The sequence below is a fragment of the Sphingobacterium sp. GVS05A genome, assembly GCF_019969845.1.
GTDB lineage: Bacteria > Bacteroidota > Bacteroidia > Sphingobacteriales > Sphingobacteriaceae > Sphingobacterium.
In genome coordinates this window covers 675,855-701,623 of record NZ_JAHXYR010000003.1, presented here as the reverse complement: position 1 = coordinate 701,623, position 25,769 = coordinate 675,855, and the positions used below count along the sequence as shown (strand labels likewise).

The following is a 25,769-nucleotide window of genomic DNA, read 5'->3' as shown; positions in this document are numbered from 1 at the left end:
AGGCATTTCATCACGAAAAACTCAGATCAGTTAGCACATGATCCGCCGCTACAAGCGTATAAAAAGCAAGTTGTTAATAAGGGTCAACATCGACCTGAACACGAACGCCGCTATTGGTCTTATCAATCTCAAAATCCAATAAAACCGAACGAATCAGCTCCTTTACCTTAGCGATACTAATATTTGTGCGTTCAATCTTCAACGTAATCGTCTGAATAAAATTATTTCGAACACGGGAGACCAGCGGTGGTTCAGGTCCCAATACCCTAGCTCCGAGCTGTGGTCGTAAAGCAGCTGCAAAACGATTCGCAGCATCATAGCATTTTTGAAAATCTATATGCTTAATATCAATGCGAATAAGTCGATAAAAAGGTGGGTAAAGGTAATTCTTACGTTCAGTAATTTCCGTCATAAACATCCCCTCATAATCATTGTTAACGACTTGCTCCAAGACCCTATGATTTGTCGTATAACTTTGAATAATCACCCGTCCACCTGCTTCCCGACGACCGGCTCGGCCTGCAACTTGGGAAAATAGGGAGAAAGAACGTTCGTAAGCCCTAAAATCAGGGAAATTAATAATGGTATCCGCATTCACAACACCGATTAAACTTACACGTCCAAAATCCAGCCCTTTGGCGACCATTTGGGTACCGATCAGTACATCAAATTCATGTTCATCGAAAGCCGTAATAATCTTATCAAAGCCATACTTTCCTTTTGTTGAATCCAGATCCAATCGGCCTATACGAATCTCGGGCATGAGCAATTCAAGTTCTTCTTCCACCCGCTCTGTCCCAAAGCCCTTGCTTTCTATATGTGGCATTCCACAAGCTGGACAGACCCGAAGTGGGGGTTCAACATGCCCACAGTAATGGCAATGCATCATATTGGAACTTTTATGGTAGGTCAAACTGACATCACAATTCACACATTTGGCAACAAAACCGCAGGTATTACACTGGATCATGGTGGTGTGTCCCCTTCTATTCTGAAACAGAATAACCTGTTCCTTATTCTTAACGGCTTCTTCAATAGCTTTTAACAATGTTCCGGAGAAATAGGAGAACATATTTTCCTTTCGCCCTTCTTCAGGAATATTGACGAGCTCAACACTCGGCAACTGCGCATTGCCATAACGCTCCAATAGCTGCACAAAGCCATACTTCTTTGCTTTAGCATTATAATAACTTTCCAACGATGGTGTTGCGGATCCCAAAAGCACCTTCGTCTGATGTATAAAACCGAGATAAATGGCTGTATCACGCGCATGGTAGCGCGGTGCTGGATCAAATTGTTTGTATGAGCTTTCATGTTCCTCATCGACAATAATAATTCCTAGATCCTGAAACGGAAGAAATACAGAAGAACGGGCACCAATAACAACTTGAAACTCATTTTTCATCACCTTATGCCATACCTCAGCACGTTCATTATCATTGAATTTTGAATGATAAACACCGAGTTTATCACCAAAGTGCAGTTTTAATCGCGCAGTAATCTGTGCTGTCAATGCGATCTCAGGCAGAAGATACAAAGCTGATTTTCCTTCAGCTATTGCCTGTTCGATAAGTCGTATATAGAGCTGAGTTTTCCCTGAAGCTGTTACCCCATGCAATAGTGTTACCTCTTTTTCCTCAAAAGACTGTTGGATCTCATCATAGGCACGCTGTTGATTTTCATTGAATTGAAAATTAGCATCTAGTTCTATATCCTCTCCCTGAAATCTCGATACGACCTTCTCCTTCACTTCAAATACACCTTTGTCGATCAATGCCGTGATAGCACCATTACCGCAACCTGAAGCTTCTGCCAACATCGGACGTGTAATCTCTTCAGTCTTTTTGACAAGCTGCATAAATGCCAAAACCGCATCTTGCTGTTTGGGTGCACGATTGAGACTATCCAATAATTCTCGCTTGGCATCCTCATTTCTAAAGTCAAAGGCAAAACGTAAGAATGCTTTTGTTTTGGGTTTATATCTTTCTGTTATTTCCTCGGAGATAAGTACGATCCCTTTGTCAAACAATTGCTTCAATATCGGAAATACGGTTTTCTGTCCCAATAACTTCACGATATCATTGACTTTAAGTTCTCCTGCCACCTCCAAGGCCTCAATAATGAGATATTCTTTATCCGAGAGGGTCGAACGATCAAATTCTTCTGTTATAGAAGAGATCACTTTGGTTTCACTTGCCAGTTTTAATGCCGCTGGAAGTGCAGCCTGCATGACTTCACCCAAACTGCACATATAGTAATCTGCCAACCAATCCCACAATTTAAATTGGGCAAGGTTGACGATAGGTTTATCATCAATGATATCTAAAATATACTTTGCTTCGTATTTCAGTGGCGCTTCTTTGCTAATCGATTTCACGACCGCCGAATAAATCTTGTTTCGTCCAAATTGCACAATGACCCGGACCCCAATCTGTACCCGATCATTCCAGTCAGCCGGAATACGATAAGTATATGTTCTTGCTAGAGCTAAGGGTAGAACCACATCAATAAACAAGGTATCTCTTTCACTAAAAATCGAAGATTGCGGATTGGACATATTTTTTTATTATGGGATAAAAATACAAAAAAAGCGACAGAAAGAATACGTGAGTGACCTCCCTCAAAATAAAAGCCCTCCTGGATTTTTAATCGTAGGAAGGCCCTTTATCTAAAAAGCTAGCAAGCTTTATTCTATCTAAACAGTAGGATTATGATTTATTTTTTAGTGCCGCTACAAATAGAGCTATCCAACCGATGATCAATGACAAGCCACCTAAGGGTGTTATGGGACCTAAGATAGCCGGATTTCCGAAACCGGTTATTTCCCTGATGCTAAGGATATATAAAGATCCCGAAAAAAACAAAATACCAACAATAAAAGCAATAAAGGACACCTTGATTGAATAGGTTTTCGCACGCGAAAAAGTCGATAAAAATAGCAATGCAAAGGTATGATAGAAATGATACTGATTTGCAGTTTTCCAAGTTTCGATATGATATGCACTTACCTTTCCTTCTAGACCGTGGGCACCAAAGGCACCTAATATTACAGCTAATGCTCCCAATAACGAAGCGGCTAAAATGATTCTCTTATTCATTATTATAAAGTGAATGCTGAAAACGTGTTTCTCCGATAAATGTATTAAAAACCGAACAAAATAAGGAATATTTTGTTAAATTTATATTACAAAGTCCCAATATTGAGATGATTTTCTAGCGCTTCCCGCATATTTTTGTTAGGTTTGTTTTACAGATGAAACCATCATCAGTTTATTCAAGTTGATCGCTTCATTACCATAAAAAAACAAATTGACTGAAACGTGTTTATCTATACCATTGAAGATGAGCATTCATAAATATTTATTCTGATGAAAAAAACAATAATCATCACTATTCTATTGTTCATAGCTGTCATTGCGGCAACGATTTATCTTTTCGGAGATTTCAATAAAAATAATAAACAGGATTCCAAGGCCTTACAATACCTACCGGAAAATACACTTGCCATAACATCTTTTGCCAATAACGAGACCGTAGACACGATATTTAAGGATTACGAATTATTTAAAGCCATTATAGGACAGGGAAATTTCAGTAATCTCGAGCGATTAAAAGCAGAATTATTGCAAAGTGAACAATTGGCACCTTTCGTTGCGGGGCAACAGATATTACTGTCTTTTCATCAAGAAAAAGATCAGATAACACCTCTTTATAGTGTACAAGTTGGGCAGAGCCTTGATAATAACGCGCTGGCAACCCTTATCGGGCAGATCGGAAACAATTATAAAGTTCAACCCTTTGATACGCTGGGTCAAAGATTCTTTGGACTCAATAAAGGAATAAAAGACAGTACGCTCTATTGCGCTTATTCCCATGAAATTATTTTTGCCAGTTATTCAAAACAGGTGCTTGCGCAAATTTTCGATAAGAATGTAAAAAAAATAAACACAAAGCAAATTGAATTCTTTGTCAATCACAACAATAAGAATACACCGCTCAGTTTATATTTTTTCAATGAACAATTAGCGCAGGTTGCCCGCATATTGATGAAATCCAAATTTGGTAATTACCTTAATTTAATTGATTCTCTCAAAGGACAAACTTCCTGGAATATGAATTTCAAACAGGATGCGCTTATCTTCAAGGGCGTAACTGATCTAACAGGAAGTAAAAACAGCTATTTACAATTGTTTGCCAATCAAACCGCTCAAGTGCAGGCATTAGGAAACTACTTACCAAAAAATGCAGCATCATATATTGATTTCAGTATTTCCGATCCACATAGCTTCCGTTCGGGACTCAAAGAACTATTGATTCAGCAAAAAGAGTACGATCGCGTGAGCAAAAGCATTAAAAATCTTGAGGACGATACAAAGGTATCATTTGACAGTGTCATCGCCCCTCTTTTTAATGATGAATTTGCGTTGGCGGAATTAGACAATCAAGATGTACTTGGGCTGATCAGCATATCTGATTCGAGCCTATTCGCAAATAACTTTAAAAAATTCAGTTCATCTGTTGGTGACTCGATCTATCAATTTAAATATTCCCAGCTATTATATGCCTCCTTCGGAGAGCCGTTCAAGAGCTTTACAAGACCATACTTTACCATCGTTGATGGCATAATGGTTGTCGCAAATCGAACAGGCATCTTGAGAGATTATCGTGAATCTTTCCGTGAAAAGCAATTTCTATCAGGAACAGCAATTTTCAAAAATCACGCGGCTTTACAAAATAGCCGTAGCAATGTAACCTTCTATTTAGAACCCAAAGCGGGCAAAAGCAATATCTTAGATAATTTAAAAGCTGATTATGCCAAGAATTTTAAAGATGAAGAACAGTTTGGTTTTCAAAATTTCTACTCATGGTCCTATCAATTAAGTGGTAATCAAGGGACATTCTCCTCCAACTTATATGCTCTTTACAAAAGTGATACACGACTTGGAGGAAAACCTGAATGGACTGTACAGCTTGAAAGCCGCATCATCAACAAACCTTGGATTTTGGATCAAGATGGCAAGAACAAATTTATAATGATCCAGGAGCAGGATCATACCGTACATGCGTTTTCGCCAGATGGAAAGGAACTTTGGCAAAACCTTTTCCAGGGCGAGATCTTGGGTGAACCAATTCAATTGCAAGATCTCAGCATCATTATTGTCACCAAAAGCAGACTATATCGGATCAGACCTGACGGAAAGGATATGAATGGTTTTTCTGTCGAATTACCTTCTACGGCTAGCTATGGGGCCACAGTATCTAACTTCAATAAAGAACAACGTATCTATATTCCTGCAACAGATCGCATCTTAGCCTATACGCTAGATGGCAAAAGAGTAGAGGGATTTGAAAATAATACTGTAGACAGCCGTATACTTTTTGATCTAAAAATAACCACACTGGGGCAAACCAATTACATTATAGCGGGTACAAGCACAGCTTCTGTTTATTTTTTCAATGAAAATGGTAAGATCATTCGCAAACAAAGCTTAGATACAGATGGCGAAAGCGTTCGCAATCCGATTGGTTTAGTAGCAGCCTCAGATGAAAAAAATTCATTTGTCTATGTTGCCGATAATAAAGGCAGTATTTTCAAAGTTCCTTTTGAAGGTGAAGCAAAAAAAATTAAATTAGGCAGCTGGGGGAAAGATGCTTTCTTTAATTTTGAAGATATCAGTGGCGGTGCAGACAGAGACTTTATCATTTTGGCCAACAATAAATTGAATGCTTATAGCAGCAGAGACTCCTCATCCTATTTCGAATATAAATTCATTGAAGATGCAAGCAACAGACCTTTATTCTTTAAGCGGATTGGAAAATCCGACGTCTTGGGAGTCGGCACAGACAATAGGATGATTTATCTTTTCGGATCAGATGGTTTGGTACAGGATGGATTCCCTATCGAAGGGTTTTCGAAGTTCTATTATGGACCAATTAACTACGGCGACAATGCCAATTATTTGATTTGTATGAAAAAGGATTTTAAGGTTTACGCCTACAAATTCTAAAAAACTGAAAATCATCTTTTTAACCCCAAAACAAAACGCAATAAGATGCGAAAGATGTTTATAAAAAATTTGTCTAATCTAAATTTTTTATAGTAGGTTTGCAGACTTAATATGACTATGCTAAAATCGGAAGAATTAAAAGAATTATTGGCTGAACCAAAGCACATTGTAATCACCACGCATTACAAACCTGACGGCGATGCATTGGGTTCATCGTTGGGATTATATTTTTGGTTAACCGCAAAAGGACACCATGTCAATCTAATCGTACCATCAGATTTTCCTGCTTTTTTGGACTGGTTACCCGGTTTAGAAAATGTACAGATTTATACGCAAAATATCAACCTATATAATCAACAGATTGAAGCTGCAGATTTATTATTCTGTTTAGACTTCAATGGGCTGGCTCGCATTCATGAGATGGGTGATCCTATTCGCCAAGCGAAAGGGATCAAATGCATGATTGATCATCATTTGGATCCAGAAGGGTTTGAAGATTATGCATTTTGGGATCCATCTGCTGCTGCGACTGCACAATTGATCTATCGCTTTTTGGTGAATGAGATGCAAGATGCGGACAACATTAGCGCTGATATGGCTACTTGTTTATATACTGGGATTATGACCGATACAGGATCTTTTCGTTTTCGTTCTACCACTTCAGAAATTCACCGTATCATTGCAACTTTGATTGATTGTGGCGCACAAAATTGGGCGATCCACGAAGAAATATACAATAGCTCTTCGGAAAGTCGTCTCAAGTTCCTTGGATTTTGCCTGCTCAACCGTCTTGAAGTTATTCATGAGTACAATACAGCGGTCATTCATGTCACCAAAGAAGACCTCAATCAATTTCAGGTCATCACTGGAGATACAGAAGGTTTGGTCAATTATGCACTTTCCATTAAAGGAATTCGATTAGCTGCGTTAATTATTGACAGAAATGAACAAATTAAACTATCTTTGCGATCGATTGGAGAAGTACCTTGTAATGAAATCTGTAAATTGCATTTCAACGGGGGTGGTCACCTCAATGCTTCAGGCGGAAATTCGAAAGATAGCCTACCTGTTGTGATCGCAAAATTCAAATCGATTTTACCAAATTATAAAGAAATATTAACAAAATAAGATATCGTAACATACATTAGAAAATGAAGAAAGCAATTCTATTTTTCGCGGCTGCCGGTCTTTTGATGACGTCATGCCAAAAATTCAAAAAGGCTGAAGGTGGTCTTGAGTATAAAATCGTGGATGATAATGCAAAAGAGAAAGCAGTATCAGGCGATTTATTAGCAATTGACATTGTACAATCGACAGATAGAGATTCTGTAATGAGCAGCACTTACGACATGGGAATTCCTCAGATCGTTCAATTATATCCAGATAGTATTATTGCAAAAAATCCTGGAGACCCTACAGGTCTATTCAAATATGTTGGTGAAGGCGATAGCTTGATATTCAAAATTAATTTGGATTCTATGGCAGCAAAAACACATCAACCAAAACCAGAATTTGCTGACAAGTTTTTAGTTTTCTCAATTAAAGTCAAAAAACACTTCAAAAAAGGAAAATTAACAGATCAACAATTAGGCGAACAAGTTCAAAAATATTTTGAAGAAGAATTGAACAAACACAAAGCTGCTGAGCCTGCAAAATTGGATAAATACATCAAAGATAAAAGCTTAAAAACAACAAAAACAGCTTCAGGACTTCAATATGTAATCACTAAACCTGGAACAGGAGCAAATGCTAAAGTAGGTGATTCTCTCCATGTTAATTATGTAGGCTCATTGACTACTGGAAAAGTATTTGACACGAACCTTCCGGATATCGCAAAGAAAGAAGGTATTTTCATGCCACAACGTCCTTACGAAGCATTGAAATTCCAATTAGGTGTTGATGGTGTTATCCCAGGATGGACTGAAGCATTCCAATTGTTTAACAAAGGTACTAAAGCAACTTTAGTAATCCCTTCATCATTGGCTTATGGCGATCGTCCTCAAGGTAAAATCCCTCCATATGCACCATTGGTATTTGAAGTTGAGGTATTGGATATCAAACCAGGAAAAGTTCCAGCTCCAACACCAGCGGCAACAATGCCAGGTGTAGTTGCTCCAACTGCTACTGCCCCTACGGCAAAAGCTCCAGCAGCAAAAAAATAATTTGGCAGATAAATTCGGCTAAGAAACAAAAGAGCCGTTCCATGTTTTGGAACGGCTCTTTTGTTTAAACGTTGTTTTTTAAACCTTCACCTGCCGATGTTTATCAGCCTGCTTTAATTTTCTTATCTTCCACCAAAGTACAGCAACCGCCAGTACAAAACTAATAATCATAATAATAGTCAGTGCGATTAACGATTTATTGGTATGATAGTTTTCAGCATGCTGGATAAATAGCAACCTAAAAATCCGAAGATAATGTGTAGAAGGAATAACATTCGCAATCGCCTGCACCCAGCCCGGCATTAGACTCGAAGGCCAAGTAAAACCACTCAGAATAAAGGCTGGTGTCGCAACCACCATTAACACTTCTGTTGATTTCAATTGGGACGGCAAAACCATACTCACAAGCACACCTATAAAACATACAGCCAACAAAAATACGGAGGTACAAAGCACAAAACGGCCAAAGTCTGCTTGGAGTGGCATTCGATAGTACTTACCAAAAACCCAATATAACAGCAATATCCCTATAGACATCAAAACATAGGGTAATATCTTTACGAGAATAAGTCCAATCGGATTGGAAACTTTCTTGACAAGATCAGCGAACGTGTTTCCCTCAAATTCTGAGGAAAAAGATAGGGCCAAGCCCAATAACAATACCTGTTGCAATACGGTAATGAGTACCCCCGGCAGCATAAAATAGAGATAATTTCCGCTTCGAATATTTTGTTTGACTATTGTTGTCTTAAAAGGTTCATACTGTTGGGCGGCCACCTTTGCCGGTACTCCACGCTTCATTTGTGATTGAATCTGTATTCCCGCCTTGAGCGTCATCGCACAGACATTGACAGCCATTAAAGCGGTATTTGAGGTTAATGTATTCGCCCCATCAACAAAGACCGTCACCTCCGGCAAACGGCTCTGTTGTACACCAGAAGCAAATCCTCTTGGGATATGAACAATTGTCGTTGCATCATATTGAATAGCTACATCCTTAGAATCAAACAAGGAAGGCAATACCTTTGCAACCTGAATACTCTCGTTGTCCGAAAGCATATCTATAAATGAACTGCTTAAAGGGCTGTTATCTTCATCCACTACAACTACAGGCATTTCGGTCACCTTGCCCTGTTGATAAACATGCCCAACCAAAACACCATACAATACCGGTGCTCCTAAAAAGAGCATCAGCAGTACTTTATTATTAAAAAAGAGCTTAAACTCCCGTTGGATTAATTCTAGAAATCTTTTCACATCCATTCACTTTAATTCACATGGAGAACCACGAGCGTTTTTGTTAACAAATCTTTTGTTCCAGCAATATCCTCAGGTACGATCTTTAATTCAAATACAGCCTGCTGCGGGTCAAAATCAGGATACGCTGAAGCGATATTGGCATAGGAATTCAATGCTTTGACACTAACGATCTTGGCAGGCACCTTTTTATGGTTCAAATAAGGTATTTCAACCGTTACGACAGCACCTTTTTGCAATTTTCCGATCTGATTTTCAGGCAGTGTAAATCTAAAATAAGTAGAACGATCAAGGTATCCATTAACAATTGGATAGCCAGCCATCGCCAGTTCACCAACTTTTAGATTTATTGTCTCAATGCTCATATCCTGCGGTGCAATCACGTATTTCTCCTGTGCAGCAACATTAACCTCAGACACAGCTCCAAGCGCTCTTTCCTTTTGCCCCAATGCCATCACTTGTTGTTCTTGTCGGGCACCAGCCCTAGCTTCGGCCATTTCTGCCTGTGCAGCAAGATATTGGTTTTTAGCACCTTGATACTTTGCATAAGTCTCATCATACTTTTGCTGAGGGATCAGACTATCCTGCAATAGTGCCTCAAGTCTTCCGATTGATTTCCTCGCAAACTCGTATTGCTCTTTCAGACCATCTACCTTTGCCTGCAGTTGAACCAGCTGCCCTTTGGTAGCACCTTTGACAGCCATATTATATTGCGCATCAGCAGACTGTAGTGCCCCTTTCGCCTGTTCTTCCTTTGCGTCCACTTCAGGAATGCTCAAAATAGCCAAAGTATCACCAGCATGTACAAAATCCCCCTCTGCAACAAAGATCTTCGCAATTTTACCAGGTACTTTTGTAACCACGGTCACTTGTTCGCGCTCCACTTTTCCCTCAATAGGCTTTTCTTTCACTTGATTTGTACAGGAAACAAAAATAGACACGGCTAATATCCCATATAAATTTTTCATGTTACTCATGTATAGTTTGTAATAATTTTCCAGATGTGTGTAATAATTCAACTGCAGCATTTCGTTGTTGCAAAACGTTGTTAAAATAGCCCAAATTGACCTTATACCAGTCGTTTTCGGCAGCCAACAATTCTGTCACATCAATCAATCCCGCCTGATATTGCTTTACGGCCATAGATAAGTTGTTTTCAGCAACCTTCAGTTGTTGTTCACCCACTTTCAGCTTTTGATTTCCCGTGCTATAGCTAACGCTATTTTTACGCAATAACAGATTTAGCTTTTCCTCCGTATCTTCCTTTTTTGTAGTATTAATGGTTTGATCAAGTTTGACCTGTTTGATCTTGTTATGATGCTCACCACCTGTATAAAGATCCCATTTTACTCCGAGTCCAACCAAGAGATTTGGGCTCCCCTTAATAGAATTTAGTGGAAGATTGACTGTTCCCAATAACGGTTGGTCTTTTACACTCAATTTTGAATTGAATACATTTAAGTAGTTTGCCGATCCAAAGGCAAAAACTGCTGGAAGGGCACCTCCTTTTTCCTTTTTGTATAGGTATTCATAAGCCTTTGATGAAGCCTCCAAGGCCTTAAGTTCTGATCGTTGTTCTACATCATTCGGGATCTCCGATAGAAATATCGGTTTTAAACCATAATGAATTCCACTGACTTCCTGAAAAGAGACACCAGATTCCTGTTGAATTTTTTGACAGAGGAGATCCCGATTTCCAGCTACCTCAACTTTCTTCTCCTCCAGTTCAAGCAGAGCCAGTTTGAGTTTATCACGATCATAAGGAATAGCCAATCCGTGTTGAATTGCTTTATTGACTTTTTCTTGTTCTTTTTTTAATCTTTTCTCCGAATCGACAATAAGTTTATCGACTTCGTCCAGAAGCATGAGCTGATCAAAAGAAGCGATAATATCTTTTGACAACGTCTCACGGCTTGCAGATTCTAAATATTGTTGTGCAACGGCCTTCTCTTTTAAGGCCTTTATTCCATTAGGTATTTGTAATCCTGAAAAGATAATTTGTTTCACCGAAACACCTGCATATGCCGCTTGTCCATGCATGCTAAATCCAGTCGCCCCCTCAAAAAGCCCCAAATTCAAGAGCGGAACATTCACGGTAGGAATATCCACACTACCGTTGCTATGCACATATCCGTATAGTCCCAAGGCCGATACATGTGGTAGTCTGTTCGCTTTTACACCCTCCGCCTCCAACCGTGCTTTGTCAACTTCATATGCCTTTAGTTTTAATTCCTTATTTGTTTGGAAGGCCTTTTGAATAATATCTTTTACCGATGGGTCGACCAGCGACTGCGCATGCAGCTTATTTAAACACACAACCGATACAAAGGCAAACAACCCTATGCATAGTTTCTTATTCATCATATGATTCATTTATTCTTTAAAAAATAGGGCAACAACCGTTCTTCTGTTTAACAGCAAATAATAAAGTATGTTTTACCACATGCTATTTTTTCCAAGATAAGAAAAAAAGTATAGCCCATATATGACTCAAATTCTCCTTTTTGATTTTTCCAGCTCAATTATCCGGCAATAAGAGAATCCGTTATTAATTTTCATTTTGTTAATTAATAAGTTATCTTTGGAGAACGAATTGAAATTTTGGTAATGAAGCCTACCTCTTTATTCGATAATAATAAAAAGAAGTTTTTACCCTAATCCGCTTTTGCCTCCACGCAGAAAACTATGTTGCTTACTGATACACATACACACATTTACTACCACGCCGGTACCAATAAACTGCAAGAACACCTACAACGTTGTTTAGACAACCATATAGAAAGACTATTTTTACCTAACGTAAATAGTGCTTCTATCAAACCTGTATTCGATACGGTTGCGGCTTACCCGGAACACTGTTTTCCTATGCTAGGACTACATCCCTGTGATGTTAAGGAAAACTATATAGACGAATTAAACAACATCCAAAAGAGCTTGGAGAACAACAAAGTCCATGCCATAGGTGAAATTGGATTAGATCTTTATTGGGATAAAAGCACCCTTGAAATTCAAAAAGATGCTTTTCGAACACAAGTGCAATGGGCTAAGGACCTTAATTTACCCATCGACATTCATTGCCGAGAAGCCTTCACTGAATTATTCGAGTTGCTGGAAGAACTTCATGACGAAAAGTTGTTTGGCATACTTCATTGCTTCACCGGGACATTGGAGCAAGCTCACCATGCCATTGACTTAGGTTTTGCGCTTGGTATAGGTGGTGTTGTCACCTTTAAAAAGGCAGGATTGGACAACGTCGTCAAAGAGATCGACTTAAAACATATCGTATTGGAGACAGACTCCCCTTACCTTGCCCCTGTCCCCTACCGTGGCAAAGAAAACGAAAGCAGCTATCTAGTCTATATTGCTCAAAAAGTAGCCGATCTACATGCGATGTCCATTGAGCAGGTGGCAGAAATTACAACAGCAAATTCAAAACGTATTTTTGGTATATAATCTATAGAATCCCATGCACAATATTTTTATTATCTACACTGGCGGAACCATTGGAATGGTCAAAGACGAAACAGGCACTTTTGTTCCCTTCGATTTTGAGCTGATCAAACGTAATCTTCCTGATTTAAGCCGTCTGGATTATAAATTGACCGTACACTCTTTCGAACCGATCATCGATTCTTCCAACATGAAGCCAGAGATCTGGATAGAAATGGCCCAGATCATCAAGGATAATTATGCCAACTATGATGGCTTTGTTATTCTACATGGTTCGGATACAATGGCATTCACAGCTTCTGTATTGAGTTTTATGTTAGAGGGGCTTCAAAAGCCAGTAATCCTTTCTGGTTCACAATTGCCTATTGGAGAAATCCGTACCGATGCGCGCGAGAATATGATGACGGCATTGGAAATTGCTTCCGCAAAACAAGATGGTGTTTCCATTATCCAAGAAGTATGTATCCTTTTTGATAACAAGTTATTCCGTGGAAATCGCTCTTTCAAATATAATTCAGCTAAATTTGAAGCATTTAGATCGCCAAATTACCCCGTACTCGTAGAGGCTGGCATCCACCTTAAATACAATACGGATGCATTATTGAATAACATTGATAAAGAATTTATCCTACATACCAAGTTAGACAACCGGGTTGCTGTATTGAAACTTTTTCCGGGAATATCTGCACAGACAATCAAGTCTGTTCTTGATTCGGATGTAAGATCTATTGTGATGGAGACTTTCGGATCTGGAAATACCACTACGGACAGCTGGTTTCTGGATTTATTAAAAGGAGCTATAGAACAAGGAAAGAATATCCTTAATATTTCACAATGCAAGGTTGGCTCGGTCGAATTGGGGAGATATGAAACCTCACAAGGCCTGAAAGCCATTGGTGTATTGAATGGATATGACCTTACATTTGAAGCTGCAGTCACCAAGTTAATGTATCTTCAGGGCGAACTCGAAGATCAAAAAGAAGTTGCCTACTGGGCCGAAAAAGATATTCGTGGAGAATTGACTGTTAATGATTAGAAAAAAGTAACAAAACCTTCATCCTTTCACAAGCATCAACTGCCATGAAAATTGACGGAAGGCTCTTTCTGGACAATAAGCCGAACGTAGCGAGTTCATTGATACCTTAAAGAAAAAATACGAATCAATAAAAACTGAAAATTCAGAAAAAAAGCTGCGTAAAAATCAAGAAAAAAGGATCATAGACTGTGTAGATTAGCTTAGGCTGACAAACCCAGTATCTCTGATCCTTATTCTTTACATTATAATCCTTTATCTACTGCAACCAAGACTTCAGCCACCACAAAATTACTACCCCCCACAAAAATCAGGTCGCCATTTTCATAAGCAGCTTTAGCAGCCACAAAAGCTTCTTGTACTGAGGAGTAGTCTCTACCATGCAAATCAAATACCACAGCCTCCTCACGGAGCAAATCCGAAGGCATTGCTCTTGGCATATCCGGTGCTGAGAAATAATAAATAGCGTCTTTGGGTAGATAGGGTAACATGTGCGATAGATCTTTATCCCGCATAGCACCAATGACAAAGTGTAATTTGTTATAGGTTGTGCTGTTCAGATTTTTTATAACCTCATGAATTCCATCTTCATTGTGTCCCGTATCACAGATTATAAAAGGATCTTTGGATAACTGTTGCCAACGCCCCTGAATACCTGTAGTAGATTGCACTTTTTTCAACGCTTCATGCACGTGAAGGCGACTGATTTGAAATCCTTGCTTACGTAATTCGTCGACCGCCAAAAGAACACCAGCAAGGTTCTTCACCTGATATGACCCTTTGAGGTCAAGTTGATAAAGTTCTTCAGCACCATTTCCATCATTAGCTTCAATACGCAGGTAATCCTGATCAACACTTAGCATCTTGGTCTGATAAACCTGGGAAGCAAATCGGATAGGTGCCTGTTCTACATGGGCTTTATCCAAGAATACAGATGCTGTTTCAGCAGCATATTCAGAAATCACCACCGGTGTGTTTCTTTTAATAATACCTGCTTTCTCACTAGCAATCTCAGCTAATGTATTTCCAAGCATATTCATGTGGTCAAAACCGATATTGGTGATTACAGACAGTAATGGCTGGATAATATTCGTGCTGTCCAATCGTCCACCGAGTCCTACTTCAATAACAGCAATATCGACTTTGCTTTTCTCAAAATAATCAAAAGCCATCGCTACTGTGATTTCAAAAAAAGAAGGATTTACCTCCTCTATCAAAGCCTTATGTGTTTGAACAAAATCCGTAACAAACTCCTGCTCACACATCACACCATTGACCCGGATACGTTCTCTGAAATCCAGTAAATGTGGTGAAGTATAGAGACCGGTCTTATAGCCTGCCTCGCTCAATATAGCCGCAAGCATATGGGAAGTAGATCCCTTTCCATTAGTACCGGCAATATGTAAGGTTTTGAATTTTTGCTGCGGGTTGTCCAGCGCGTTGCAAAGTTTGATGGTATTGTCAAGGTCTTTTTTGAAGGCCGAGGCGCCATCCCTTGTAAACATAGGTAATCGAGTATATAAATACTCGATTACCTCCTTATAAGCATTCATCTGAATGATTTTTATCTTAATCTAAAATTGAATACAATCCGCCCTGTTTGGGTATCAGGGGCATTAGGCAATTGATTTAGTCGCGCCCCTCTGACGGCACGTTCACATTTCTCCAACAAAGAAGGATCTGTGATCGTCGTACCTTTTACACCTGCACGAGCATACGTAATAACACCCTGCTTATTCACTCTGAATTCCACAGCAACCTTTCCAGCCTGTTGGCCATTATCGTCAATGCTTGGTCGTTGTGTAAAACTACGGTTCTCAATGGACAACATCATGTTGCCATTGCCGGATCCTCCTTCACCATAATTACTGGCCAAAGGATCCCCTAGTTTAGAACCCTGATTTCCGGGTGTTGTACCTGTACCATCACCAGCGCCCTTACCATTATTTTTATTCCCTTTGAAAAGCGCTTTTGCATTTGCCTGTGGCGCCACTGCTTTTGTTTCTTTGGTCGTTTCAGGCGCCTTTGACACCACCTTCTTTTCTGTTTTTGTTACAGCAGGTGCCTCTTCCATATCCTGCGTGACGACTGCCTTTTCAGCAACTTGTTGTGTTGGCGTTGGCGTTGGGGTCTCCACAGGATCTATACGATCTGGACGCTCATTATTTGCGTTAGGATCCACAGAAGGTTCCTCCACACTCATATAATCATCCCCCATTCCTTCAGGAGAGGTACCATAGTTGACGATCATACCGCCCATACCATACTCATCCGGTGCTTGCGCTTTAAAGACCACAAAGAAACCAATCAACAGCAGCGATGCCATGACCAATGTAGATATCCCCAAGGCCTTGGGGAAATTATTTTCTTCATGTTGAAGATGATATCTCATTGTATAAATCTCCTATATTAACATATGAGCAATAAACTTTGAAAAAGTTTAATTGTTCCTACTTATCTTTTTTTGGTTCCGTTGCCAAGACTACCTTCACTTTCAGACGATTGGCTACATCCATAACAGAAATGACATTTTGGATAGGAACAGTATTATCGACGTAAAGCATAATCGTCAATTCTTCTCCACTAGCCATTTGCGACTGGATAGCCGCCTCCAACCCTTCTACAGGAACCGGATTTTTATCAATGAAATAGCCCAATTCCTTTGTGATAGATACTGTAAGTGTCTTTTTCGCAACAGATTGTTCACCTGCACTCGACTTTGGCAACAATAGCTTGACCACTTGCGGATTCGAAACCGCCGATGCCAACAGGAAAAACAACATCAGGAAAAACATGATGTCGTTTAACGCTGAAGTATGGACTTCGGCAGATGGTTTATTTTTTCTACTTCGTAAGTTCATTATCTTCCTGGTTCATCCAATAAATCAATAAATTCTACTGCATCGGTTTCCATACGTAAAATCAATCGTTCAACCATCATATTTAAGATATGATAGCCTAAATAAGCCAAGATACCGACAGCAAGACCTGAAGCTGAAGACACCATTTTCACATATAGACCACCGGATACGGATGCGATGTCGATACCACCCGCCAATTCTACCTCATGGAAAATCCTGATTACCCCAAAGATAGTACCAACGAAACCAAGCATTGGTGCGATACCCGCGATAATACCAAGGATATTGATGTTTTTCTCCAATTTGGCAACTTCTAATTTACCAACGTTTTCAATCGCACCTTCAATATCTTTGATAGGTCTACCTACACGTAATAGGCCCTTCTGCAACATACGTCCTAAGGCCGAGTTACTGGAACGACATACAGCCAAAGCTGAGTCTAAATTTCCCGACAATACATTTGCTTTAACTTGAGACATCAAACTATTATCGTATTTGGCTGCTCTGCGAATAGTCAGATAGCGTTCAAAAAAGATAACCAATCCAATAAAGAACAGTAATAGGATTGGAACCATTATCCATCCCCCTTTGATCATCATATCGATCAAACTCATGTTTTCTGTACTAGCAGCAGCAGGTAATGGTTGTTGCGCAGCTTGATTAAACGTATCTACAGCAGCCCTTGCTGTATCTTGCACTAATGACATAATTATTAATAGTTTTATATAGTTTCTATAATGTTTCTACCCAAGCACCTTCAATTTTTTTCTCTACAGATTTTTGAGCGAGGTCGGCCTCCGCTTTTGTCATGTAGGTATTCAAGATGATTTTCTTTCTATTCTTTTTAAACTTCCCTTCCACAGCACGCGCAGTCTTATAACCTAGTGCCCGAAGACGTTTTGCCTCCTCCTCTGCCTGTGCCATTGTACGCGCAGAACCAATAACGAGTTGGTACTTTGGCTGTGCAACAGGAATAGATTCTTTGATAACTGGATCTGCCTGCAAAACCGGAGTTTTTTCAGTGGCCTTCTTTCCAGCAGTTAAAGCAGTACCTTTTAATGAATCAGGAGCCATTCTCGCTAGAGAATCCGCTTTCTTTAAACTGTCCGCCACGAATGTGTTGGACATTGTATCATTGATCGGTAAATTATTTTTCTGAACAATTGTATCACCAACAGGTTTTAAGGCCGGTTGTGTCCCACCAAACAGTGAATTTTTCAGTCCCGGATTTGTATATAAGACACCCACTGCAATCATAACCAATACAATGGCCGCTGTTATCCAATACCAGATTGCATTCGAATTGCGCGGTTCCTCCTCATAAATATTAGGAGCATAAGTAGAATTTGCAGCAGCAATAGCACCAACTTCTTTTTCCGCGATTTTTTCCTCTTCAGCAACTTCCTGATTATCGTTTTGGTCAATCGGTGTCGAAACAGCTACAGTATCTAAAAGTTCAGCTTCAACCCTGGCTTCCTCTTCCAAGGTATTTTCCGCTAGGGTATCCTCCTCCACGATCGGAGCGATAGGTTCGACCAATTCGGCGACGGATTCAGTCGGTGTAAAATTATCATCATTTTCTAAATCCAGTGGCTCGCGCTGTTCGTTTGCTGTTTCCTCTTCGCCTTTAACGTTGTTGCCAACGACAGCATTGGGCTCATTAACCAATTCTTCAGTAGGTTCTGACACTAGAGCTTCATCCGATTCAGCAAGTCCATGTTCATCCTCCCGTACTGGAATAACCGTTTCAATTTCAGGACCGACCAGATTAACAACAGGCTGAAAATTAAAGCCAGATAAATCTAAAGGCTTAAATACCAAACTTGAGCCATAGCTAATCAATAGACCAAGATCATCCAGCTTTACCTGACCAAATTGCCCTAAGTCATTCCTTAACGAGCCGACGGTATCGTCCAGAATTTGCTGCGCCTGCCCCAAACTTAAGTTTTCCTGTTGTTGAATATAATGCACGATATTGAATCCATGTTGTGCAGAATAGTCCAGTTCGACATAGGATATAGGTGGCAAAAACACATTATTCTGTTTATCAAATTGAGCTGGAGAATGAATTCTTTTGAACACACCTATTCCGGGCACGTATACTTCCGCATAGCGTCTTAATAAACTATTGATGTTTTTGCCTAGATTCATTGTTCTATGATTTAAAATGCAAATTTATAATCTTAATTCGTTAAAACGAATAATTAAGACCACCAATTACATTGAATCCCAATCTTGGGTAATACATGTAACGCTGATATTCCTTTCCAAAGATATTATTTGCTTTCACGAAAACACCAAATTGTTTTTTAATTCGGTATTCAGCACCAGCATTTAAATCCGCAAAGGAAGCAATGGTAACCTTATGACCACTATCTGCTACGCGGCTACCATCGGTATTATAATTGTAGACATACGCATAAGTATTGCCTTGGCTAGAAAGCTCTGCATCCACAAAGAATTTATCCGAGATATTGAAACGTGCATTGGCTTGCAACCTAAATTTAGGTAAGCCCCATGCCTCTTCTTCATCGCTCAGATTATAGTCGTCAATAAATACTTTACCGCCTAGATTAACCAATTGTGATAGGCGTACATTAATCTCCCCTTCTAATCCCATATGCTTAGCTTTATTGATCTGACCATCATAGACCACATCAAAAGCCCAAGGAATATAACCATCCTGGCCATTGCCGAATGCACTATTTTTAAACAAAGGCAGTCCTTCGATCTGCTTGTAAAATACCTTTACTTTATAACCAAATGTCGCACCAGCATTCCCTTTTAAACCACCATATACATTCAATTTTTCAATGGAGTTGGCAATTTTAACGTTTGGTGCCAAATAAGGGTTTTCCTTCGCAAAGTTACGGAATGAACCCTGTCTCACATTCCCGTTAACACCGGCAAATAAAGAGATATACTCTGGAGCCAAAGAAAAATCAGCTTCCACCGATGGGAAAACATTGAAACGGGATTCGTCACCAAATTCCGAAGTCAGGTTGGCTCCCAAAGTTACGTTATAGTTATCTCCTTTAAATCGAATGTATGGATTGATCAAAAACAAATTATTTTTCACATTCGCTGTGTCATTTTCGTTTTTGACATCGTTCATGGTCACGCTCACATTGGCTCCGACATTGAAAGCACTCATGCGTTTATTCAAATATCCCGATAGGGCAAAGGAATTTTCCTTCGCTTTATAAGCATCCTTGAATAGGTAACCATCTACTTTTGCAGAGTAGCTCACAGATTGCTCATTCTTCGGATCAACATTACTTGCCAGCTCACCATTTAAATAAATATCAGTAAATGTTTGTTTGTCTGGTGATGTATTCAATAATGTTGTCCCTGGTTGGTCGAAAGTTTGACCATAGAAATTCGTACCATATCGATTGTATCCGATTGTTCCTTTTACAGTCACGGCATCCAATACACGACGTCCAAAAATACCAACATCCTGGGTGCTGAATTTCTGTCCATCAATATTCCCTTTTTGGCTTAGGTGTTTTGCAAATAACCCAAAACGTGTATTTTCAAACTGCTCGGAAGCTAAATAAGCTTCACCTAAAATGGTATTATAGTTACCTACACCAAATTTGACATAGTTACTGCTGTGTTCAAAAGGTTGTGCAAATGGTATTTCCTGCACGTTCAATTGTTTCAGACCTGTATTGATATCTAATTTCTTATCAATAATATTACCATAGTTTAATTTTGGCTGATATTCCCGTTTGTTGGTCATATCAGGACTACGACGGATTTTTACAGCATCTGCAAGAATCGGTTTGTAATCACGAACAACATCAAAAGAATCAATAGTGACCGGTTTTTCAGGATCGTTCTTCTTGCCTGTTTCTTGTGCAAAAGAATTCAATCCCACGCCCATCAAAAGCGCTGCTAAGGTATATTTCTTCACATTTCTATTTTGCAACTTCTTCATTGTATCCTATTTCTTTTTGTTGTTCAATTTATTTAGACGCTCTTTTGCAGCAGGCAAAATATCATCTTTCGCATCGTAATTATCCACAATTGATTCAAGTGTTGCTTTCGCCTGGAATGCATCGCCTTTACCAGCGTAAGCATCTGCCATTGTGATAAAGCTTTTTGCCACCCAATATTCATAAGAAGAGAAATTGTCAGACAAGTCCATTGCCGTTTTGATACAAGCATCGTATTGTTTGTTCTCTAATTGAATGACAGCAACATTGTATTTCGCTTCAGCACCAAATACGGTACGGCTCTTCAAAGCGGCTAAGCTAAACTCTTTCATAGCCTCCGTTTTTTTGTTCTGCTTGACATAACATTTACCAGCATATAAAAACGCATTTGCAATCTCCTCTTCAGAAGATTTCTCGTAGTTTTTCACTGCGTTGGTATAGTTCAATGCTTCTTTATAATCACCGATTTCATAATAAGAAACCATCAGGTTATTGATCGCGAAACCGTAATTAGATTTATATTCAGAAGTCAGCTCAAGTTTTTTCAACAGCTGTGTAGCTTCATTATATTTCTTTTGTTTCAAATATAGATTAGAGACCGAAATCAATGTACGCTCCGTATATGGTGAGGTCCAGTCATTCAAGATAATATTATAATCATGCAACGCGTCTTCTGTATGACCTAAAGCCGCATTACTTTCTGCACGAACAAAACGTGCATATTTCTCTTGATTTGGTTTAGGGAATTTATCGAAATAAGCATTTACCGCCTCCACAGCGCCTTGGTAATTGCCACGGGAGAATAAGGTTGTTGCTGTCGAGAATGTGCGTGAATCTTGTTCCGATTTTGAAAGATCGCCCAAGTTGGTTCCTGTTGCGTATTTGATATATCCAGTCGCATCCCCTTTATCCAGATAGATATTCTCGATCGAGCGCATGGCCTGTCTTGCTTCGTCTGTAGATGCATATTGGTCAACGACACGTTGGAATGTCGCTAGAGCAGCATCATTATTATCCTGGTTATATTGAACCAAACCAATTGTTACCAAAGCACGTGGCACATAACTGCTTCGTGGGTATTTTTCCACCATCGATTGAAGTCCAGAAATTGCCTGATCGCTTTCACCCATCAAGAAACGAGTATAAGGAATTTCAAAAGCAATATCATCCGCATAATTCGAGTTCGGGAATTGTGCTATGACAGCATTCAACGTAGAAATCTTACCATTATTATCTCCCTGCAATCCCTGGATAACACCACGTTGGAACAAGGCATAATCTTGGCTTGGTGCTTTTGAAGAAATCAGCTTATTATATTCCGTCAAGGCTCTACCATAGTTTTTTGAAGAGAAATAAGAGTCACCCAAACGCGCGATCGCATCATTACGGGTATTGATCTCTAAACCTTTTGAACCACCTGAGGCCAAGAAACGTTCAAAATAATTCGCTGCTGTATTGTAGTTTCCATTACGGAAAGCGGCATAGGCTAAAGCATAATTTGCGTAACCGTACACATCCGTTTTATTCGCACCTGGCAAACGTAAGAACTTATTGAAGTTCGTTACTGCTTCACCATATTTACGCACCTCATACATCGCTTCGGCTTTCCAATAGGTAGCCAAAGCATAGATTTCTTCATCATAACGGTGCTGTTCAGAACGAATAAACAAAGAAATTGCATTTTCAAAAGCACGCTCGTTATAAAACTCCAAACCTCTATAGTACGTTACTTTTTGGTAAGCAGCATTCGCTTCTTTGCCGCGTTTTGGAATAGACTCCAGAATATCGACCGCCTCACGGTAATTTTTCGTACTTAACAAGACTTCTGCCAATAGGGTTTTTGCTTCCTCCTGACGTTTCGATTTTGGATAAGTTTTCAGATATTCCTGTGTAGAAGCCAGAGCAACTTGGTGGAACTCCAATTCGTAAGAAAGCTTTGCGTAGTTGAACAAACCTTCTTCTTTCATTGCTGGATCAAAGTCCAGTTTCGATGCTCTAAAGAAGGCATTACGTGCGGACTGTTTGTTCCCTTTTTTCAAGAAGCTATCCCCCAGGGTAATCATAGCCGATTGGTAATAAGCATCAGGCTCGGTCATTTTCTCCAGCTCCGTAATCGCCTTATCGTAATCCTTTAATTTATAAGCGATATAACCGATCTGATAACTATCCTGGTTATTCTGAGTCTTGCCTTGATCTTGCGCCTGGAATTTATCGTAATAATCTTTTGATGTTTTTAGATCACCTTTAATAAAGTAAGTTGCGGCGATAATACGAAACATCTCGGTCTCATTTTCCTGCTTGGTGCGCGATAAGATCGGCAATGCATAGTCCAATACATCATCGTAGCGTTTATCCAGGAAATATAGCGCAGTAATGTAGTAAGGATAACTGTTTTCAAATTGTTTGGAACCATTCAAACGCTCAAATTCATTTAAAGCAGTTTTGTACTCTGCATCTAAATAACATAAATACGCATAGTAGTAGATTGATGCTTCCTGAAATTCAGTTTTCTGATCTTTCAATCCCTCAAATAATGGTTTTGCTGTCTTATAATCTTTTGTCATAAAAGAAGCATAACCTAATTTAAAGCGATATTCTACATTCTCTTTACCAGCAAGGTTTTTACTATCGATCTTTGTAAACCATTCAATCGCTTTCACATAATCTTTTTTGGCATAATATGATTTACCGATCTGAAAATAAGCAGCTTTAGAATTGGCACTAACAGGAAAATCTTGAATATATTTTAGGAAACGATTTTCGGCATTTGACTCCCCCAATTCCAGGGCACAAACAGCTTGGTAATACCGTACATTTTCCTTTAATAAAGATAGCTCCTCCGTCTCATCCAATTGTAGATTGGATTTCGTCCGTAAGGCCTCAACACGATCAAATTGCGCTGACGCAGAACCAAATTTCCCGCGTTCATACAATTCCATTCCTGTCTTGTAAGCCTTGTTGATTTGTTGCCATTCTGTCTGTTGCGCTAATGCTGGCGTCGCCATAACGGTTAGTGCAACTCCCACCTGGTAAATCTTCTTATACATAATATGTGAAACCTTAATATGTTATTTATCTGCAAATGTAAATGAATCTCCTTTCAAACCCTGATAAATTTGCCCTGAAATATAAATTTATCGCCTCCTCCGCCGCTATTTAAAGCTTTAAGATCAGTCAAAATTTATTAAAAATCAGTTCAAATCTCTGCAATCCTGGGAGATAGTTTTATTCATTTTACTAAATTATACTTTAATTGAGCTATTTTACACAAAAGTTATTAACATCTGTGAATAATCCAGTATTATAACGGAAATTTTGCACAAAAAATATGCCCGACCAAAAATAAAGTCAGGCATAATATTGTTGATTGAAGAATCATTCGATTTGGTTATCCCACATCGATGACTCCGCCTTATCGGTTCCGCTATTGAAATACCAATTAACCGCGTTGTCCAGCCAACAGGTACAATACTGCCATGCGGACAGCAACTCCATTTTCCACCTGATCTAAGATAATGGAATGCTCACTATCGGCTACATCCGAAGTAATTTCCACCCCCCGGTTAATTGGCCCGGGGTGCATAATTGTAATGGGTTTTTCCAAGGAATCCAAAATTTCCTTGTTTAAGCCATATAACATGGAGTATTCTCTTAGTGAGGGAAAATAGGCAATATCTTGTCGCTCCAATTGGATACGTAGCATATTTGCAACATCGCACCAATTCAATGCTTTTCTCAAATCGTGCTCAACCTTTACACCCAAAGAATTGATATGCTTTGGAATAAGGGTGGTCGGTCCACAGACCATAACTTCTGCACCCTGCTTTTGAAGACACAGAATATTAGATAGCGCAACCCTTGAATGCGTAATATCACCAATAATAGCAACTTTACGTCCGGCAACATCTCCAAAGCGCTCGCGGATGGAAAAAGAGTCCAACAAAGCTTGTGTAGGGTGCTCATGTGCTCCATCGCCGGCATTCACAATTTGAGCATCGACATGTTTACTTAAAAACACACCAGCCCCAGCGTAAGGATGACGCATCACGATCATATCAACCTTCATGGCGAGGATATTATTGACTGTATCGATCAATGTCTCCCCTTTACTCACAGATGAAGATGAAGCTGCGAAATTAACAATATCTGCAGATAGTCTTTTTTCAGCAAGTTCGAAAGAAAGCCGCGTACGCGTTGAGTTTTCAAAAAACACATTGGCTATGGTGATATCGCGTAAAGAAGGCACCTTTTTGATTGGTCTATTTAATACTTCTTTGAAATTACTCGCGGTATCCAGAATCAATTGGATATCTTTCTCATTTAGATCTTTGATTCCCAATAAATGGCGAGTACTTAATTGTTCTACTGCAGATGACATTTTATAGTATATTCAAGTATTTACTAATCATTTTTTAATTGAACGGTTCGTTCTCAAAGGTCAATTAGAACCTTCAGCTGTTTTTACGGAACTGGCTCCTAATCATTACTCGAAGTTTTTTTCTCCGTGACCAGGATAATGCTATCCTGATCGTCAGATTCCTTCCAATTCACAATCACTTTCTGTGAATCTATAGAATCAACTTGTATTCCAATATAATCGGGTTGAATCGGAATCTGTCTAGAGAATCGACGATCCACTAAAACAAGCAGTTCAATTCTTCTTGCCCTTCCAAATGCCTGTACAGCATCCATCGCCGCCCGAATGGTACGTCCTGTCCACAAGACATCATCAATAAAAATGACATCTTTACCTTCTACAATAAAATTGATATTTGTGCTATTTGCTAACAACGGACCAGCATTACCTTTTGTACGGAAATCATCGCGGTAAAATGTAATATCCAGGTCACCGACCAAGATCGGTTTTTCGATCATGCGTTCAAGTTCTTTGACAATACGTTTAGCTAAGAAAGTTCCTCTTGGTTGAATACCTATGACGACAGCATTTGAAAAATCACCGTGATTCTCAATCAATTGACGACATAGTCTTTGAATGGTGATTTGAAATTTTGGTCCGTCTAATAAAATCGACTGTTTCATTATGGGAATGTTTGAGC

The 25,769-nt window shown here is 39.3% G+C and carries 19 protein-coding genes; 5 read left to right on the top strand and 14 right to left on the bottom strand.

Translation table 11 applies throughout. The features are described 5' to 3' along the window. Window positions 1-73 precede the first annotated feature (73 nt). Window positions 74-2,557, bottom strand: coding sequence for a primosomal protein N' (priA, locus tag LC454_RS10500; protein ID WP_223582117.1), 2,484 nt, complete (start codon window positions 2,555-2,557; stop codon window positions 74-76). A 151-nt stretch (window positions 2,558-2,708) separates the two neighbouring features. Continuing rightward, window positions 2,709-3,098, bottom strand: coding sequence for a DUF423 domain-containing protein (locus LC454_RS10495; protein WP_120260053.1), 390 nt, complete (start codon window positions 3,096-3,098; stop codon window positions 2,709-2,711). Window positions 3,099-3,368: 270 nt separating this feature from the next. On the opposite strand from LC454_RS10495, the gene LC454_RS10490 reads away from it, so the two are divergent. The 3 genes from LC454_RS10490 to LC454_RS10480 all read left to right on the top strand — a co-directional run bounded on the left by LC454_RS10490 (window position 3,369) and on the right by LC454_RS10480 (window position 8,170). Beyond that, the gene (locus LC454_RS10490; protein ID WP_223582115.1) at window positions 3,369-6,008 is read left to right on the top strand and encodes a hypothetical protein; all 2,640 of its coding nucleotides are present in this window, start codon (window positions 3,369-3,371) and stop codon (window positions 6,006-6,008) included. Window positions 6,009-6,125: 117 nt separating this feature from the next. Continuing rightward, window positions 6,126-7,136: a DHH family phosphoesterase gene (locus tag LC454_RS10485; RefSeq protein ID WP_223582148.1), complete on the top strand. Its 1,011-nt coding sequence runs from the start codon at window positions 6,126-6,128 to the stop codon at window positions 7,134-7,136. Between the two features lie 119 nt (window positions 7,137-7,255). Then, complete coding sequence (locus tag LC454_RS10480; protein ID WP_223582114.1) at window positions 7,256-8,170, top strand: FKBP-type peptidyl-prolyl cis-trans isomerase; 915 nt, start codon at window positions 7,256-7,258, stop codon at window positions 8,168-8,170. A 78-nt stretch (window positions 8,171-8,248) separates the two neighbouring features. On the opposite strand, the gene LC454_RS10475 is transcribed toward LC454_RS10480, so the two are convergent. The 3 genes from LC454_RS10475 to LC454_RS10465 are packed head-to-tail and all read right to left on the bottom strand — an operon-like array spanning window position 8,249 to window position 11,791. Next, on the bottom strand, window positions 8,249-9,427 hold the full coding sequence (locus tag LC454_RS10475) for an ABC transporter permease (protein WP_223582113.1): 1,179 nt from the start codon (window positions 9,425-9,427) through the stop codon (window positions 8,249-8,251). An 11-nt stretch (window positions 9,428-9,438) separates the two neighbouring features. After that, a complete protein-coding gene (locus LC454_RS10470; RefSeq protein ID WP_223582112.1) occupies window positions 9,439-10,395 on the bottom strand; it encodes an HlyD family secretion protein in 957 nt (318 codons plus the stop codon). Window position 10,396: 1 nt separating this feature from the next. Further along, a complete protein-coding gene (locus LC454_RS10465; protein ID WP_223582110.1) occupies window positions 10,397-11,791 on the bottom strand; it encodes a TolC family protein in 1,395 nt (464 codons plus the stop codon). 321 nt (window positions 11,792-12,112) lie between these two features. Between LC454_RS10465 and LC454_RS10460 the strand changes: the two genes are divergently transcribed. Beyond that, on the top strand, window positions 12,113-12,880 hold the full coding sequence (locus LC454_RS10460) for a TatD family hydrolase (RefSeq protein WP_223582109.1): 768 nt from the start codon (window positions 12,113-12,115) through the stop codon (window positions 12,878-12,880). 13 nt (window positions 12,881-12,893) lie between these two features. Beyond that, a complete protein-coding gene (locus LC454_RS10455; RefSeq protein ID WP_120260058.1) occupies window positions 12,894-13,913 on the top strand; it encodes an asparaginase in 1,020 nt (339 codons plus the stop codon). A gap of 242 nt (window positions 13,914-14,155) precedes the next feature. Here LC454_RS10455 and LC454_RS10450 read toward each other — a convergent pair whose 3' ends face one another. From LC454_RS10450 to pyrR, 9 genes are all read right to left on the bottom strand, one after another. After that, window positions 14,156-15,463, bottom strand: coding sequence for a bifunctional folylpolyglutamate synthase/dihydrofolate synthase (locus tag LC454_RS10450; protein ID WP_223582108.1), 1,308 nt, complete (start codon window positions 15,461-15,463; stop codon window positions 14,156-14,158). Between the two features lie 11 nt (window positions 15,464-15,474). Next, window positions 15,475-16,302 (bottom strand): energy transducer TonB, encoded by an 828-nt coding sequence (locus tag LC454_RS10445; protein ID WP_223582107.1) that lies wholly within the window; start codon window positions 16,300-16,302, stop codon window positions 15,475-15,477. A gap of 58 nt (window positions 16,303-16,360) precedes the next feature. Further along, window positions 16,361-16,771: an ExbD/TolR family protein gene (locus LC454_RS10440; protein ID WP_223582106.1), complete on the bottom strand. Its 411-nt coding sequence runs from the start codon at window positions 16,769-16,771 to the stop codon at window positions 16,361-16,363. After that, window positions 16,771-17,478 carry a MotA/TolQ/ExbB proton channel family protein gene (locus LC454_RS10435; protein WP_120260062.1) on the bottom strand — a complete coding sequence of 236 codons (708 nt, stop codon included), beginning with the start codon at window positions 17,476-17,478 and terminating at the stop codon, window positions 16,771-16,773. The genes LC454_RS10440 and LC454_RS10435 overlap by 1 nt, the downstream gene beginning before the upstream one ends. Window positions 17,479-17,503: 25 nt before the next feature. After that, window positions 17,504-18,922, bottom strand: a complete 1,419-nt coding sequence (locus LC454_RS10430) for an SPOR domain-containing protein (protein WP_223582105.1) — start codon at window positions 18,920-18,922, stop codon at window positions 17,504-17,506. Between the two features lie 40 nt (window positions 18,923-18,962). Next, window positions 18,963-20,714 carry a TonB-dependent receptor gene (locus LC454_RS10425; RefSeq protein ID WP_223582104.1) on the bottom strand — a complete coding sequence of 584 codons (1,752 nt, stop codon included), beginning with the start codon at window positions 20,712-20,714 and terminating at the stop codon, window positions 18,963-18,965. A 6-nt stretch (window positions 20,715-20,720) separates the two neighbouring features. Further along, window positions 20,721-23,759: a tetratricopeptide repeat protein gene (locus LC454_RS10420; protein WP_223582102.1), complete on the bottom strand. Its 3,039-nt coding sequence runs from the start codon at window positions 23,757-23,759 to the stop codon at window positions 20,721-20,723. 392 nt (window positions 23,760-24,151) lie between these two features. Beyond that, entirely contained in the window at window positions 24,152-25,090 is a 939-nt protein-coding gene (locus LC454_RS10415; protein ID WP_223582100.1) for an aspartate carbamoyltransferase catalytic subunit, read from the bottom strand. 98 nt (window positions 25,091-25,188) lie between these two features. Beyond that, window positions 25,189-25,752 (bottom strand): bifunctional pyr operon transcriptional regulator/uracil phosphoribosyltransferase PyrR, encoded by a 564-nt coding sequence (gene pyrR / locus LC454_RS10410; protein WP_223582098.1) that lies wholly within the window; start codon window positions 25,750-25,752, stop codon window positions 25,189-25,191. Window positions 25,753-25,769: the final 17 nt, after the last annotated feature.

What these genes read in the sequence shown, in the direction of transcription:
- pyrR (WP_223582098.1), bottom strand. Translation starts at nt 25,752, where the DNA reads ATGAAACAGTCGATTTTATTAGACGGACCAAAATTTCAAATCACCATT.
- LC454_RS10435 (WP_120260062.1), bottom strand. Translation starts at nt 17,478, where the DNA reads ATGTCATTAGTGCAAGATACAGCAAGGGCTGCTGTAGATACGTTTAAT.
- LC454_RS10495 (WP_120260053.1), bottom strand. Translation starts at nt 3,098, where the DNA reads ATGAATAAGAGAATCATTTTAGCCGCTTCGTTATTGGGAGCATTAGCT.
- LC454_RS10460 (WP_223582109.1), top strand. Translation starts at nt 12,113, where the DNA reads ATGTTGCTTACTGATACACATACACACATTTACTACCACGCCGGTACC.
- LC454_RS10465 (WP_223582110.1), bottom strand. Translation starts at nt 11,791, where the DNA reads ATGATGAATAAGAAACTATGCATAGGGTTGTTTGCCTTTGTATCGGTT.
- LC454_RS10490 (WP_223582115.1), top strand. Translation starts at nt 3,369, where the DNA reads ATGAAAAAAACAATAATCATCACTATTCTATTGTTCATAGCTGTCATT.
- LC454_RS10450 (WP_223582108.1), bottom strand. Translation starts at nt 15,463, where the DNA reads ATGAATGCTTATAAGGAGGTAATCGAGTATTTATATACTCGATTACCT.
- LC454_RS10445 (WP_223582107.1), bottom strand. Translation starts at nt 16,302, where the DNA reads ATGAGATATCATCTTCAACATGAAGAAAATAATTTCCCCAAGGCCTTG.
- priA (WP_223582117.1), bottom strand. Translation starts at nt 2,557, where the DNA reads ATGTCCAATCCGCAATCTTCGATTTTTAGTGAAAGAGATACCTTGTTT.
- LC454_RS10425 (WP_223582104.1), bottom strand. Translation starts at nt 20,714, where the DNA reads ATGAAGAAGTTGCAAAATAGAAATGTGAAGAAATATACCTTAGCAGCG.
- LC454_RS10430 (WP_223582105.1), bottom strand. Translation starts at nt 18,922, where the DNA reads ATGAATCTAGGCAAAAACATCAATAGTTTATTAAGACGCTATGCGGAA.
- LC454_RS10440 (WP_223582106.1), bottom strand. Translation starts at nt 16,771, where the DNA reads ATGAACTTACGAAGTAGAAAAAATAAACCATCTGCCGAAGTCCATACT.
- LC454_RS10420 (WP_223582102.1), bottom strand. Translation starts at nt 23,759, where the DNA reads ATGTATAAGAAGATTTACCAGGTGGGAGTTGCACTAACCGTTATGGCG.
- LC454_RS10485 (WP_223582148.1), top strand. Translation starts at nt 6,126, where the DNA reads ATGCTAAAATCGGAAGAATTAAAAGAATTATTGGCTGAACCAAAGCAC.
- LC454_RS10470 (WP_223582112.1), bottom strand. Translation starts at nt 10,395, where the DNA reads ATGAAAAATTTATATGGGATATTAGCCGTGTCTATTTTTGTTTCCTGT.
- LC454_RS10455 (WP_120260058.1), top strand. Translation starts at nt 12,894, where the DNA reads ATGCACAATATTTTTATTATCTACACTGGCGGAACCATTGGAATGGTC.
- LC454_RS10415 (WP_223582100.1), bottom strand. Translation starts at nt 25,090, where the DNA reads ATGTCATCTGCAGTAGAACAATTAAGTACTCGCCATTTATTGGGAATC.